This is a genomic window from Fibrisoma montanum, assembly GCF_003583365.1.
Classification (GTDB): Bacteria; Bacteroidota; Bacteroidia; order Cytophagales; family Spirosomataceae; genus Fibrisoma; species Fibrisoma montanum.
The window spans coordinates 120,412-135,067 of the sequence record NZ_QXED01000009.1; the positions used below are offsets into that span (position 1 = coordinate 120,412).

Annotated in this window: 11 protein-coding genes; 9 read left to right on the forward strand and 2 right to left on the reverse strand. The window is 56.1% G+C overall.

From position 1 onward, the window contains the following. Nucleotides 1–67: 67 nt before the first annotated feature. The 6 genes from rny to DYU11_RS26340 all read left to right on the forward strand — a co-directional run bounded on the left by rny (nt 68) and on the right by DYU11_RS26340 (nt 8,023). On the forward strand, nt 68–1,660 hold the full coding sequence (gene rny / locus DYU11_RS26315) for a ribonuclease Y (protein WP_119670723.1): 1,593 nt from the start codon (nt 68–70) through the stop codon (nt 1,658–1,660). A gap of 134 nt (nt 1,661–1,794) precedes the next feature. Further along, nucleotides 1,795–2,445 (forward strand): DUF4230 domain-containing protein, encoded by a 651-nt coding sequence (locus tag DYU11_RS26320; RefSeq protein WP_119670724.1) that lies wholly within the window; start codon nt 1,795–1,797, stop codon nt 2,443–2,445. Between the two features lie 45 nt (nt 2,446–2,490). Further along, nucleotides 2,491–4,476: a M1 family aminopeptidase gene (locus DYU11_RS26325; protein WP_119670725.1), complete on the forward strand. Its 1,986-nt coding sequence runs from the start codon at nt 2,491–2,493 to the stop codon at nt 4,474–4,476. A gap of 14 nt (nt 4,477–4,490) precedes the next feature. Continuing rightward, entirely contained in the window at nt 4,491–4,934 is a 444-nt protein-coding gene (locus DYU11_RS26330) for a VOC family protein (protein WP_119670726.1), read from the forward strand. A gap of 174 nt (nt 4,935–5,108) precedes the next feature. Beyond that, the gene (locus tag DYU11_RS26335) at nt 5,109–6,683 is read left to right on the forward strand and encodes a sensor histidine kinase (RefSeq protein WP_119670727.1); all 1,575 of its coding nucleotides are present in this window, start codon (nt 5,109–5,111) and stop codon (nt 6,681–6,683) included. A 125-nt stretch (nt 6,684–6,808) separates the two neighbouring features. After that, nucleotides 6,809–8,023, forward strand: coding sequence for a glycosyltransferase family 1 protein (locus tag DYU11_RS26340; protein WP_119670728.1), 1,215 nt, complete (start codon nt 6,809–6,811; stop codon nt 8,021–8,023). Nucleotides 8,024–8,112: 89 nt separating this feature from the next. On the opposite strand, the gene DYU11_RS26345 is transcribed toward DYU11_RS26340, so the two are convergent. Continuing rightward, nucleotides 8,113–9,714 carry an NFACT RNA binding domain-containing protein gene (locus DYU11_RS26345; protein WP_119670729.1) on the reverse strand — a complete coding sequence of 534 codons (1,602 nt, stop codon included), beginning with the start codon at nt 9,712–9,714 and terminating at the stop codon, nt 8,113–8,115. Between the two features lie 148 nt (nt 9,715–9,862). Here DYU11_RS26345 and DYU11_RS26350 point away from each other — a divergent pair, with 148 nt between their 5' ends. The 3 genes from DYU11_RS26350 to DYU11_RS26360 all read left to right on the forward strand — a co-directional run bounded on the left by DYU11_RS26350 (nt 9,863) and on the right by DYU11_RS26360 (nt 12,249). Next, complete coding sequence (locus DYU11_RS26350) at nt 9,863–10,573, forward strand: DUF1028 domain-containing protein (protein ID WP_119670730.1); 711 nt, start codon at nt 9,863–9,865, stop codon at nt 10,571–10,573. A 132-nt stretch (nt 10,574–10,705) separates the two neighbouring features. After that, nucleotides 10,706–10,963 carry a hypothetical protein gene (locus DYU11_RS26355; protein ID WP_119670731.1) on the forward strand — a complete coding sequence of 86 codons (258 nt, stop codon included), beginning with the start codon at nt 10,706–10,708 and terminating at the stop codon, nt 10,961–10,963. A 92-nt stretch (nt 10,964–11,055) separates the two neighbouring features. Then, entirely contained in the window at nt 11,056–12,249 is a 1,194-nt protein-coding gene (locus DYU11_RS26360; protein ID WP_119670732.1) for an AGE family epimerase/isomerase, read from the forward strand. 10 nt (nt 12,250–12,259) lie between these two features. Here the strand turns inward: DYU11_RS26360 and DYU11_RS26365 are convergent, their stop codons facing one another. Further along, the gene (locus tag DYU11_RS26365) at nt 12,260–14,623 is read right to left on the reverse strand and encodes a TonB-dependent receptor (RefSeq protein ID WP_119670733.1); all 2,364 of its coding nucleotides are present in this window, start codon (nt 14,621–14,623) and stop codon (nt 12,260–12,262) included. Nucleotides 14,624–14,656: the final 33 nt, after the last annotated feature.

Consider the following 14,656-nt stretch of genomic DNA (forward strand, 5'->3'; position numbering starts at 1 on the left):
ATGTTTGGGACGCTGTATCGCGGCAGGTTGAGCTGGTTATTTGTTCAACCCAAACGATATAAGTACCATGAATACATCGAGCTGGCTGATGCTCTTTCTTGACAATGTTGTCATGCTGGGCATCGGCATTTACGTCGGCAGGAAACTGCTGTATAAAGTGTTCAGTAAACGCGAGCAGGAAGCGGAAGAACGCGCTGCCAATATCCTGAAAAACGCGGAACTGCAGGCCGAAACCCTCAAGAAAGACCGGATGCTGGAGGCCAAGGAGAAGTACCTGAAATTAAAAGCTGAATTCGAAGAAACGACCAATCAGAAAAAGAATTTACTCCTCCAGAACGAAGGTAAGCTTAAGCAGCGTGAGCAGCAGCTAAACCAGCAGGCCGAGCAGCAAAAGCGCCGGGAAACCGAACTTGACCAGCAGAAACACGCGCTGGCTCAGCAGCAGGACGCCCTCAATAAACGCAAAGAAGAAGTGGAACGCCGTCGGCAGGAAGCCGAGCAGATGCGGGCGCAGCAGGTCGAGCAACTCGAACGGATCGCCAATCTGTCGGCTGAGCAGGCCCGTGACCAACTCGTCGAAACCCTCAAGGCCGAAGCCGATTCGCGGGCGTCGTCGTACGTCAAGAACGTTATCGAAGAAGCCAAACTGACGGCTACCAAAGAAGCCAAAAAGGTGGTCATTGAAACCATTCAGCGGACCGCCACCGAACACGCCATCGAAAACTGCGTGTCCGTATTCAACATTGAATCCGACGACGTAAAAGGTAAAGTGATCGGTCGGGAGGGCCGTAACATCCGGGCCCTCGAAGCGGCCACGGGCGTTGAAATTATCGTTGACGATACACCCGAAGCCATCATCATCTCCGGTTTTGATCCGGTTCGGCGCGAGATCGCCCGGTTGTCGCTGCACCGCCTGGTTCAGGACGGTCGTATTCACCCCGCCCGGATTGAAGAAGTGGTGGCCAAAACCCGAAAAAACATTGAAGACGAGATCGTTGAAATCGGCGAACGGACCGTTATCGACCTTGGCATTCACGGCCTGCACCCCGAGCTGATCAAGATGGTGGGACGGATGCGTTTCCGGTCGAGCTACGGCCAGAACCTGCTCCAGCACTCCCGCGAAGTAGCGAAACTCTCGGCTACGATGGCCGCCGAACTGGGACTGAATGCCAAGCTGGCCAAACGCGCCGGTCTGCTGCACGACATCGGTAAGGTGTGGCCGGAAGAAGCCGAACTGCCCCACGCCATTCTGGGCATGGAACTGGCCAAAAAATACAAGGAGAACGCCGAAGTTGTCAACGCCATTGGCGCGCACCACGACGAGATTGAAATGACCAGCATGATTTCGCCCATCGTCCAGGTTTGCGATGCGGTGTCCGGCTCACGGCCGGGTGCCCGCCGGGAGATGATGGAGTCGTACATCAAGCGGCTGAAAGAACTGGAAGAACTGGCAACCAACTTCTCAGGTGTGACGAAATGTTACGCCATTCAGGCGGGCCGGGAGCTGCGGGTTATGGTCGATGCCGATCACGTAACCGACGACCGGGCCAGTGCGCTGTCGTTTGAAATCTCGCAGAAAATCGAAAAAGAGATGCAGTACCCCGGTCAGATCAAAGTGACCGTGATTCGGGAGATGCGCTCCGTTGCCTACGCGAAGTAGACGGTTTTTTTGGCAAACGCAGAGGAAACAGAGACTGCATGAGACACAGAGTTTATCTCTGCGCGCTCTACGGACCTCTGTTTTCTCTGCGTTTCTGGTTACAACAAACCCACCCTAAACCGGTTAAGTGGACTATGGATTTTCTGACTACTGTGCTTTTGCTGATCGTTGGCGGAGGGGCTGGTGTTGCGTTGTCGAATGCCCTGCGAAAACGATCGGGGGTTACCGACGTTCGGCGGGAGTCGACCCTGCTGCTCGAACGCATTGAAAAGGTATTTAAGGTGGTGATGGCCGAGGGTTATTTTTCGGAGATTTACAACTATCAGGACCAGAAAAAGATCCTGTATCTGTTCAACGACCCCAAGAAAGCCATGATCATTGCCCGGTCTAAAGTACTGGTTGGGTTTGACTTCGCGAAAGTACGCTTTCGGCAGCCGGAGAACGGCGAAAAAAAGCTGCTTATCGAGTCCTTTCCGGCACCGGAAGTGCTGTCCATCGACACGGATTATAAGTTCTACGACATCCAGGCGGGTATTTTGAACCACTTCCACGGCGAAGATTACACCCGGCTTCTGGACGAAGCGAAGCAGGCTATGAACGAACGGGCCATGCAGAGTGATCTGCCCAAAATTGCCAATAACCAGATTCAGTACATGATGTACCAACTGGCCAGTTCGATGGGCTGGCAGCTTCAGCTTCCCGAAGCGGAGCAGCAACAACTGGAAGCCCTGAAAGCACAGGCTGAGCAGCCCATCACGGTACCAAAGCAACTATCGGTCGGCTAATTGCTGTCTGCACAATGAACCCCAACTCATATTGGTTTACGTGGCATGAACTACCGGCTCTTCATATTGCTGCTGCTGTTTCCGCTGCTGGCCTCGGCTCAGGCAGATGAAGCCGACGGCGCCCGGGCCTGCCAGCAGGGAAAGGTCCGGTATTTTGGTCAACTGGCTACCGACCCCAGGGCGCGGGTGATGTACCCGGGCGATTCCACCATCGACGTAACGTATTACGGGCTTGACCTTCGGCTTACGCATACCCCGGCTTACCTGCGGGCTGCGGTTACCATCGGCCTGAAAAGCACAGCGCCTGCGCTTTCCAGTTTTGCGCTGGATTTACGTTCCGGAACAACGCCGGGCGCAGGGCTGCGGGTCGACTCGGTCAAAGCGGGTAGCCGGCGACTGTCTTTCCGCCACGAACAGAACAAGCTAACCATTACGTCCCCACAACCCCTCGCCCGGGGGCAGTCCCTCGCCGTAACGGTCTATTATCAGGGCCGGCCCGGTACCGGTGGGTTCGGCGGATTTGTGTTCGGTACGCACAGTCGCGAACCCGAGATTTGGAGTTTAAGCCAGCCGTTCAGCGCGCCGGAGTGGTTTCCCTGCAAAGACACCCCCGGCGATAAAGCCGATTCCTCGTCGGTCAGCATCACGGCCCCGACCCGTTTTGTTTCGGTGTCCAACGGTACGCTGGAAAGCACAACCGACAATCCGGACAGCACCCGTACGTACCGCTGGCGCAACCGCTATCCCATCGCTCATTACCTGATTTCGGTGGCGATGACCAACTACGTACGCTACGATACGCCGTTTACGTACAACGGCATGACCCTGCCCGTCACGCATTACTTATACCCCGAATCGCTGGCCGAAAACCGGGCTAATCTGGACCAGACACCCGATATGCTGCGGATTTTCACCGAACGATACGGCCCTTATCCGTTCCTGCGTGAGAAGTATGGCCACGCGCAGTTCGGTGCCAGGGTTGGGGGAATGGAGCACCAGACGATCAGCTCGATGGGTACGTTTGATCCGAGTATCATCGCCCACGAACTGGCCCATCAATGGTTCGGCGACAAGGTCACCTGCCGCGACTGGTCAAGTATATGGCTGAACGAAGGCTTCGCTACGTACAGCGAATACGTGTACCGGGAAGCCCGGAACGGCCGGACTGACGCGGCATCGCTGATAGACTATTACATGCGGCTGGCCCGTACGGCAAGAGGGACGTTGTATGTCCGGTCGGTGAACAACGCCGACAGTATCTTTGCCTATAACCGCACCTACGCCAAGGGAGCCGTAGTGCTGCACATGCTGCGGGGAATTGTCGGCGACAGTCTGTTCTTCCGGACACTGCGTACCTACGCAGCCGCACCGGGTCTGGCCTACGGTACGGCGCTGACCGACGATTTTCGGACCGTTGCCGAACAGGTGTCCGGGCAGAAACTGGATTACTTCTTTCAGCAGTGGATTTACGGTGAGGGCTACCCCGCCTACCGGGTTTCTTACACGGGAAACGGTTCGCCCAGAGGGGTGTCGCTGCGGATTGAGCAGCGTAATGGCATGTCGTCGGGGCAACCCACGTTCTTTACCATGCCGGTTCAGGTACGGATTCAGTCGGCTGCGGGTGACACGACCGTTACTATCGTGAACAACCGGGCCGATCAGACCTTCAGCCTGACCGGTCGCGGACCGGTTACGGGCGTTGTCGTTGACCCTGATGCATACATTCTGAAAACGGTGGAATACCTCAACACCGTTACGTCCCTGCCCGCCATTACCAATCTGGCCGTTCAGGTATTCCCTAATCCAACAACCGAAACACTCACCGTTACGTTTGGTACCGCATCAGCCGGCCCCGTCACGCTGACACTGACCAACCTGCCCGGCCAACCCGTTCGGACACTCACCGAAGCAGTGGTTCCATCCGGTTCGCATAGCCGCACGGTCGGGATGCGGGGGCTGCCGGCCGGGCGCTATGTCCTCACAGTGGAGACATCAACCGGCCGACAAAGCCGGGTAGTTTTGCACCAGTAGCTTCTTTCTGCAGTATGAAAAAGTTTCTTTTTGCGTTCCTGTTCTTGTCCGGAACGGCGTTCGGGCAGGACAAGCTGGGGGTTATCCGGCATAATCACCTGGCGCTTCACGTCAAAGATATTCCGACGAGCACGGCTTTTTACCGCGAGGTTCTGGGATTGAAGTCCATTCCTGTGCCGGAAAATTTGAAGGCCATCCGGGCCTGGTTTGATATAGGTAACGGTCAGCAGATTCATTTGCTGGCGGGCCGGACTGAGCCGATTGTCCACGATCGTAACGGCAGCCACATTGCCCTCTTTGTCGAGAATATGGATAAATCAGAAGCTTATCTGAACGCGAAAAAGATTCCGTTTCATAAGCAAACCCGTTTTGACGGCGTCGTTCAGATCTATTTTGCCGATCCGGATGGGTATTTGTTTGAGTTAAATGAAGGCAAAAAGCTGACCGCAGGGTATTGATAGTTCGGTTTATTCAACCGACTAGCCCCGTTATTGTACAATAACGGGGCTTTTTTGTACAGCACATACCGTTTGCTCAATCTATTTTCGTGTATCTACAGATTTTTCATACGAAACACCCAATCTATCATGTTATAAAATTACGTATCTATTCGTGAACGCACCGTAACCTTCATGCAACATCCTGTATTCGCCCCCGAATCAGGCCTCTCTATGTCCCAGGAGCAGGCTTCGCTCTGGCAACAAGTTCTTCAGCACTCCGTCAGCGGACTGGTTGGTTTCATTGCTGAGCGCGATGAGGCCGGTCAGATCAGCAATCTCCGCTATTCATTCATTAATAAAGTGGCGCTCCGCGATACGTTCAGCATTGGCAGGCAGGCCGACGAAGAACAGGTGATCGGGCGCTACGTCACCGATTTCTTTCCAACCATTCGGGGTTCTGTTATCTGGCGGACCTACCTGGATGTCATTGAAACCGGCACTGCCCAGCGACTTGAACAAAAATACACCCTGAACGGGCGCGACGTCTGGATTGCCCAATCGGTAGCGCCTTTTGGGCAGGATGGGCTGCTGCTCTCCTATTCAGAGACCAGCGAACTCCACAACACCGCCCATCGGCTAACCAACCAGAGCGCCTTGCTGAACGAAATTCTGAACAGTTCACCCAACGCGATTGCTGTTTTTGAGGCCATTCGGGATGGAGCCGGCAAGCTGGTCGATTTCCGTACGACGCTGGTCAATCGGATGGTCGAACGATTGTCGGGTTTACCGGCCCATTCGTTCATTAATACGCAGCTTAGTCAGATTCACCCCCTTACGCCCGAGTCATTTGAACGGCTTAACAACCTGCTGATTACCGGCGAAAGCGTACACGTCGAACACTTTGTGCCGGGTGCATCGGTCTGGCTCGATGTAACCCTCACCCGCCTGAACGATGGGTTTGTGGCAACGCTACAGGACATCACAGCCGCCAAACAGGCCCAGCAGCAACTGGAAACGGCCATTCAGAACCTGCACCGGTCCAATCAGCATCTGGAGGAGTTTGCCTACGTAGCGAGCCACGATCTGCAGGAACCCCTGCGTAAGATTGTAGCCTTCGGCGACGTACTGCAGCACCAGTACGCCGATCAGCTCAGCCTGTCGGCCACTGATCTGGTGGGGCGGATGCAGAAATCGGCTAATCGGATGCGTTCGCTGGTCAACGATCTGCTGACCTACGCACGTCTGTCGAACAAGCCCGACGGGTTCGGTCTGGTGGACCTCAACCACCTGATCGCATCGGTAGCCGACGACCTGGAGGTAACGATTCAGGACAAACAGGCGGAGGTTACCCTGGATACGCTCCCGACGGTCTGGGGCGATACGGTTCTGCTCCGGCAGCTGTTTCAGAACCTGCTGAGCAATGGCCTCAAGTTTCACCAGCCTGGCCAGGCGCCGGTGGTCCGGATCGAAGGGCACGTAGCCACACCCGACGAGTGCCGGACGTATTTGTCGGCGACTGATGCCTCGCAGGCTGGCCGCCGATATGCCCTGATCGATGTCGTTGACAAGGGCGTGGGTTTCGACGAACGCTACCTCGACCGGATCTTTACCATTTTCCAGCGGCTGCATCCCCTCAATCAATACGTCGGAACGGGTATGGGCCTGGCCATCTGCCGGAAGGTAGTCGATATTCACGGCGGTCATATAACCGCCATCAGCCAGCCCGGCCACGGGGCAATCTTTCGTCTATTGCTGCCGATGCAGTAGACGTATATGGCCATTAGCTCGGTAATCGTAACAATTGAAGTGAGTTTCTGTTCTAATACACACATCCGCGTCAGTCTGTGCAGTCTCTGTGCGGCCTACGTTATTTAATCCTCTGCTCACTTCTTATGAAAGTTACTGACTCAACACCCCTAACGGATACTCAATCGTTATCAATCAGCTCTGTGCCGTCTGTTGCGTCGACGGTCAACGCCGTTTCATCGTCGACGACTGGTGAGACCCGCGATTTAGTTTGCTTTTCTCATCTTCGCTGGAATTTCGTTTACCAGCGTCCGCAGCATCTGCTCACCCGGGCTACCCGTAATTATCGGGTCTGGTTCATTGAAGAGCCTGTCTTCGGAAATGATCTGCGCATGGCGGTTTGTACCGAAAATGACCGGCTTCGGGTGGTGGTTCCGCACCTGCCCCACGGCAGCAGTCCGGACGATATTATCCGTTACCAGCGCCAACTGATTGACGAACTGCTCCAGAAAGAGCGCATTACCGACTTCGTAGCCTGGTATTACACCCCTATGGCCCTGTTTTTCAGCGATCATCTGAAACCACGGCTAACGGTCTACGACTGCATGGATGAGCTGTCGGCGTTCTGGGGCGCTCCGAAAGAATTACTCGATCAGGAAAAACGCCTGATGGACAAAGCCGGCATCATGTTCACCGGCGGCTACAGTCTGTTCGAAGCCAAGCAACGGCGGCACCCACACGTGTTTGCGTTCCCGAGCAGCATCGACTTTACGCACTTCTCGAGCGCCCGTCGTCCCCTGCCCGATCCGGTCGATCAGCGGTCGTTGCCAAACCCACGTATAGGGTTCAGCGGTGTCATTGACGAGCGCTTTGACTACGAACTACTGGGCGAATTAGCCGAGCGTCGGCGCGACTGGCATTTCATCATGATTGGACCAATTGTCAAGATCAATCCGGCCTTACTGCCCAAGGGACCTAATGTCCATTACCTGGGCATGAAGGACTACAAACAGCTGCCGGCTTATTTCAGCAACTGGAACGTAGCGATGCTGCCGTTTGCCATGAATGAGTCGACGCGGTTTATCAGCCCGACCAAAACGCCTGAGTACCTGTCGGCTGGGCTGCCGGTGGTTTCGACGCCAATCCGCGACGTAGTCCGGACGTATGGCAGCCAGGATTTTGTGCAGATTGCCGACACGGCTAAAGCCTTCGAAGCTGCCATCGAACTGGCGCTGCAGCAGAAACACCCGAGCGACTGGTCGGCAATTGATACGTTCCTGGCCGAAAGCTCCTGGGATTGCACCTGGGGCGAAATGAACCGGCTCATGACCGCTCAGATGGAAATAGCGGTGGAGCAATAGGAAAGGAGAAAAGGGAGGAAGGGGAGAAAAGGAGGAGGGAAACCATCCATTCCCTTTCCTCCTCTCCTCCCTTTTCTCCTTCCTCCCTATCACTCCCCCCTCGGAACGACCATCACTACGTCTTCCTTGTCGACAGTCACCTGGCCTTCGGCTAATCCTTTAGGCTTGCGGACGAATTTTTTGGGGGTAACGATGACCGGGCAGAGGCTGTCGGTGCGTCGTTTGGAGTACCAGGCAGCCAGTTCGGCGGCCCGTTCAATAACGCTTTTGGGAAACGTTTTACCGGCCTGGTACTTGATAATTACGTGCGAGCCGGATACGTCGCGGGCGTGTAGCCAAAGGTCTTCCTTGTGCGCGTACTTCTGGGTCAGCAAATCGTTGTTCTTCGCATTCCGGCCGATCAGGATACGAAAGTTTTCGACTTGTACTTCCTTGAAAAGCTGAACCGGTCCATCGGCCGGGACATCCGTAAGCAGGTTGGTTTGCTTGATGTATTTTCGCAGTTCTTTTAGTGTCTGAATGCCTTCAATGGCCTGTACGTGCTGTTTTACCTGCTCGATTTCAGCTTCGCGGTTGGCAATCTGCTGGTTCAGGTGTTCCTCTTCAATCTTCTCATTTTTCGACTTCCGGTAGTAGTTTTCGGCGTTTTTCTGCGGACTCAGATCGGTCTTGAGCTTGATGGTAATGGGTTGATCCCGGTAGAAGTCATACAACTCAACCCGCTCCGGCGACCGGGCACCCGGCACCTGGGGTATGTCGTGCAGGTTGGCCATCAGAATATGCCCCATCTCCTCGTGAGTGGCCCCTTCTTCGCGGGCAATAAGCCGCTGCATATTGGCGTCGATGAGCGCTTCAGCGCGCTTCAGGCGTTTTTCGAGCAGCCGTAGCAGATCGGCCTTCTCGCGCTCGAACGTACTGAGGCCGTTATAGGAAATATAGAATCGGTTAGCGGCTTCGATCGGATCATCGAACTCGCGGTAAACGTCCCCAAAGTACAGCAGTGAGAGCGTTGGGCGATGGTCAAATTTGATAAGATAGTAGCGCGGCTGTTCAAGCTGTGTCAGTATCGCCTGAATAATCTGCCATTTCCACCACCCTTCCTTTCCTCCCTCCTCCTTCTGCTTCAAATACGCATTCACTTCCTTCCCGAAGGTTGGGAACAGTTTACGATGATCGTAGCCGGCCCGTTCGAAGGCCTCCCACGATTGATCGATGGGCCGGTCGAGCGCGTCGAGCGTCAGGTGCTGATCGGCAACAAGCCGGGTATTGAATAACTCAATGACAGCAGCGCCCTGAAACGCCAGCAGGTTGGGGCGGTTCCCGAAGAATTTGAACAGCAGCGTGTAGTCATCCTCCAGCTGAATGGCCAGACAACGCTCATTCAGAAAGGCGCGGACACCAACCACCACGCGCCCCACCCCTTCTTCGCCACCCGTTACGCCCTCGAACAGATCGACGCTGTTGGTCCGGGCGCGCTGCACGGCTTCCGGAAACAACAGCCCGGAAAAGTCGGGCCGCAGCGTGGCTTTGATATAAAAAGGCTTGTAGTAATTCGTTTTTCCTTTCGCCTGGGCGAACACCAGCACTACCTCGTCGCGGTCCTGGCTGAAGCACTCCATGAACTTCAGGCCGGTCAGGTGGGGGGCAAGAGCGGGGGCGAGCTGGCGGAGGAAATAATAATTGGTGTGCATGATTACAAAGGTAATGCTTCCCGTTGCTGGTCGGTCAGGGAAAGTTTGAGCGTACGGAGCAATGGCGTGCTGGCATCCCCTCAGAAAGCGGTTTCGTGCAACCAAACCATCGGCTTATGCATCTTCCATAAAACGATAAATCAAGTCTATGAAGCGAGTTGCTACCCTGCTTGTGCTGCTCTCAATACATCTCAGCGCATTTGCTACCTGGTCAATCATAATCATAGATCCTAAAACGGGGGAGATCGGTATTGCAGGAGCCTCATGTACTCATAGTTGCCGGGGAATAGCCAGGATTGCACCGGGTAAAGGAGCTATTGTTGTCCAGGCGATGAGCAACAGTGACGCCCGGAAGAAGGGATTACAGATGATTATAGATCACCGGTCGCCCGAGGAAATCATCCAGGCTTTGAGAGCCCCGGAATTCGATCCGGAAAGGCAACAATACGCCATCGTAAGTACGAAGTATTTGGATACGCCAATGACTTACACGGGCAAAGCTACAACATCCTATACTGGGGCATTGACTGCCAAAGGGGTATCCGTTCAGGGTAATACGTTAGCCAGTGCTCGTGAACTAAAGGCTATTATGGATGCCGTTGTTAACGGGCAGAACGATCAACTGAGCATTAATGAGATTCTGATGCGTGCTCTTGAAGCGGGCTCAGAAGCCGGCGGAGACAAGCGTTGCGGAGAACAGCGGGCAACCTGTGCTTTTCTTATGGTCGCAAAACCGGATGATAAACCAGGAAAGCTTTACATGGATTTAGAGTTCTTCGGCCAGAAACGCGGAGGGATGAACGCAGTCCATTTACTAAGGGGTAAGTACGAAAAGTGGAAAAGAAAGCACTCCGTCTAGCATTGCCCTGTAGGCCACACCTTCACACCTGCCACTTTCCGTTCAGAGGAGTGCCGATTTTTGCGACTAAAATCCAAAACAATCGCTTTTCTGGCCTGTTATAATTCTACTCAACAACTAGACCACAACGGTATGGCTAACAATAAAACGGTAGATCAACCCGGCTCAAACGACAAGCAGCCCAACAGCGACCGGACCCGCCGGGTCAACGCACGAGACACATCCGGCAACCAGCCCAACATGGAACAGACCCGGGGCAACCACGACAAAACGGTGCAGCGCCCGGAAGAGGATCACGTGAACGACAAAACGAAATCTGAGCTCATGGAAGAGCGCGGTGGCCATGGCCACTCCGGGCATAGCAGCAGCCGGAACGGCAGCCGCAAATAGCGGAATTTCCCGGCAATGGGTAAAGTTAGGCGGTCAAGGTTAGAAGTTGGGAACTCCCCACTTTTGGCATTGAACGCCTAACTTTTTGCCCGATGGTTACTCCGCTGCCGACCCACATTCGCCAACAGTTCCACCAGGAACACAAGGATATTCTTGCCTATTGGCAGCGCTACGCGCCCGATCCGGTAAACGGCGGTTTCTACGGGCGCGTGAATTACCAGAACCAGCCCGACCCTAAAGCCGACAAAGGCATCGTGCTCAACGCCCGCATTCTGTGGACGTTTTCGGCGGGTCTGCGCCACACGCATCACGACGAGTATCGCCCCCTTGCCGATCAGGCGTTTCAGTACATCAACCAGTATTTTATCGATCCGCAGTATGGGGGTGTCTACTGGTCCGTAACGGCCAAGGGCGAACCGGCCAACGCCACCAAGCAGCTTTACGGCCAGTCGTTCGCGCTTTATGGCCTGAGCGAATACGTCCGCGCCACCAACAACCCAACCGCTAAGGCAATGGCCCAGGAGTTGTTCAGATTGATGGTCAAACACGCGTACGACCCCAAACGGGGCGGTTTTCAGGAAGGGCTGGCCCGCGACTGGTCGCCAACGGATCAGCTTGTACTGAGCAAGAAGGCAAACCAGGAAACGAAGACCATGAACACCCACCTCCACATCCTGGAGGCTTTTACGAACCTGTACCGCGTCTGGCCCGACAAGTCTGTCGATACGCAGATCCGGGGTATGCTCGACGCGTTTACGAACCACATCGTCGATCCGAAAACGTACCGCATGAATTTATTTCTGAACGACGACTGGCAGGTACGTCGGACGGCCATCTCGTACGGCCACGACATTGAAGCGTCGTGGCTGCTGCCCGAAGCTGCAGACGTTCTGAAAGACCGGGCACTGCAAAAAAGAATCAACGACCTCGGCATCAGGATGGCGCGGGCCGCTGCGGACGGCCTTGACCCCGACGGCGGCATGAACTACGAGTACGATACGGTTACGGGCCATCGGAATCGCGAACGGTCGTGGTGGGTCATGGCCGAAGCGATGGTCGGCTTTTACAATGCCTATCAGCTCACCAGAGAACAGCAGTTTCTGGACAAGTCGCTGCAAAGCTGGGAGTTTACCAAAAAACACCTGCTCGACACCAAAAACGGAGAGTGGTTCAGCGGAGTGGATGCTGAACACACCGTGTTGGGTAAGGACAAAATCAGCATGTGGAAGTGCCCTTACCACAACAGCCGGGCCTGCCTGGAAATGCTGGAGCGCTCGGAAGCGTAGCCTCCTGGAATCAATACGTAAAATTCCAACTGATTGAGGGAATGATGGTGCCGAAGACCGATAGCTGATAGCTGCGGGTGGTGGTGTTGATGCGCTGAAAATAGATCGAGTACGCGTTGCGCCGGGCATAAACGTTGTAAAGCGAGAGCGACCAGTTGCTGTAACGTCGCTGCCCCGGCACGCGCCGACCGTCTTTGGTGAACGCTACGTCTAACCGGTGGTAGTCGGGGATGCGGTCGGCGTTGCGCTGCGAATAGTCAAGCACCACTACGCCGTTCAGGCGATACGTACCGTCGGGATAGGTCGTGGGGCGGCCGCTGGTACAGACAAAATTGGTGCCCAAGGTCCAGCCGCGTTTCCATTTCCACTGCGTCGAGACGGTCAGGTTGTGGGGCCGGTCGAAGGTAGCCGGATACCAGCTGCCCCCGTTGATCTGATTGACGGCGAAGGGCGTGTTCACCCGGGCAAAGGTGCGGGCAAACGTATAGGCCAGCAGGCCCGTCAGCAGACCCCGCGTTTTCTGCACGCTCACCTCCACGCCATAGGCCCGACCCTCGGCCCGCAGCAGGTCGGCATCCAGCGTAGGGTTCAGCAGCAGCGTGGCCCCGTTACGGTACTCGACCAGGTCGGTGAGTTGTTTGTAATAGACCTCTACCGATGCCTCGTAGGTGTTGTCCAGGAAGTTGCGGAACAGCCCGGCCGCCCACTGATCGGCCAGTTGGGGGGGCACCAGCGGGTCGGCCAGTTTCCAGAAATCGACCGGTGAGATGGACGTAGTGTTCGAAATCAGGTGCAGGTACTGGCGGGTGCGGTTGTAGCTCAGCTTCAGCGACGTATTGGCCGCCAGTGTGGCCCGCACGGTCAGGCGCGGTTCCCAGCCGCCGTATTGGGCGATGGGTTGCCCCGCGCCCACCTGCGCCGTATCGGTGATGCTCTCGCGGGAGCGCGGTAAGCCCTCGGCGTATTGATACACCACGCCCGGCCCCCGGTTACTGAAGCGCACGTAGCGCACCCCTGCCTGCACCGACAACCACCGAATGGGCGTCCACTCGTCAGATACGTAGCCCGCCCACTCGGTGGCCTGCTCGGTGGGCAGCGTCTGCGGGTTGATGTTGGTATCGGTGCCGGTGGGCCGGATGAAGCCGGGCTTGAGCCGGTAGCTCGTCAGCGCACCACCCCACTCGATGCGGTGTTTGTCGGGCGTGAAAAGCCAGTCGAGCCGGGCGTCCTGCTGGCGGATTTCAGACTGGTAGCGATACGTATTCTGGGCAGTCAGGCCGTCCAGAAAGAAGCGGTAGTTGCTGTGGGTGGCGCCTGCGTTCATACTTAGCCGGGGTGAAACGTGTTGGCTCCAGCGCAGGGTAGCGAGCGTGCTCTGCCAGCCGAAGACCGTATCCTGCGGGAACTTGAAGCTGTCGAAGGCGTGGTAGCCCGTCGCCGTCAGTTGGCTGCCCTCGCCCAGCCGGTACGTGAGCCGCCCGTTGAGGTCGTAGAACGACGCCCGGTTGCGCCGGGTCGGATCGGGAAACAGGCCCAGCATGAGGTTGGGGTAGGCTAGGCGCCCACCCGCTATGAACGTCAGTTTTTTGTTGCGCGTCAGCGGTCCGTTGGCCAGCAGCCGACTCGTAATCAGGCCAATACCACCCGCAATGCTCAAACGCTCGTCGTTGCCGGGTTTGGTATTGAGCAGCAGCAGGCTCGATAGCCGCCCGCCGTAAGCGGCCGGAATGCCCCCCTTGTAGAGCGTTACGTCCTGAATGGCATCGGCGTTAAGATTACTCAACAGACCCAGCAGATGGCTGGTGTTGAAGATCGGGGCCCCATCGAGCAGCACGAGGTTCTGGTCAGCCGCCCCGCTCCGCACGTTGAAGCCAGCGGCCCCTTCGCCCACGCTCGTCACGCCCGGTTGCAGCAGCAGGGCCTTCAGTACGTCCACCTCGCCGAAGACCACCGGAATGTTTTTGAGGTTCTTCATATCGAGCCGCACCACGCTCATCTGAGCCGCCGTTACGTTGGCGTCGGGGGCGCGGCCCGTTACGATCACCGGCGCCAACTGGCGGATGTCGGGGTTGAGTTCGACGTCGAGGTAAGCGTCCCCCCGGCGCATATCGACGTAGCGGGTGCGGGTGTAGTAGCCCACCGCCGAGAAGGTCAGGGTGTAGGGGCCGGGCAGTACGCGCATCGTAAAACTGCCGGTGCTGTCGGTACGGGTCCCCGCGCCCTGTTTGGTATCATAGACCGATACGTTGGCCAGCGGCTTCTGCGTCGTACCGTCGATGACTTCGCCACTGATCGTAAAGCGTTTCTGGGCCGATACGCTCAACGCAGCGAGTAATACCGTAGCAAAAACAAGACGCGTAACTGAGCTGCGCATAGGCCGAAAAAAGGTTTACTACGTTGATCTGCC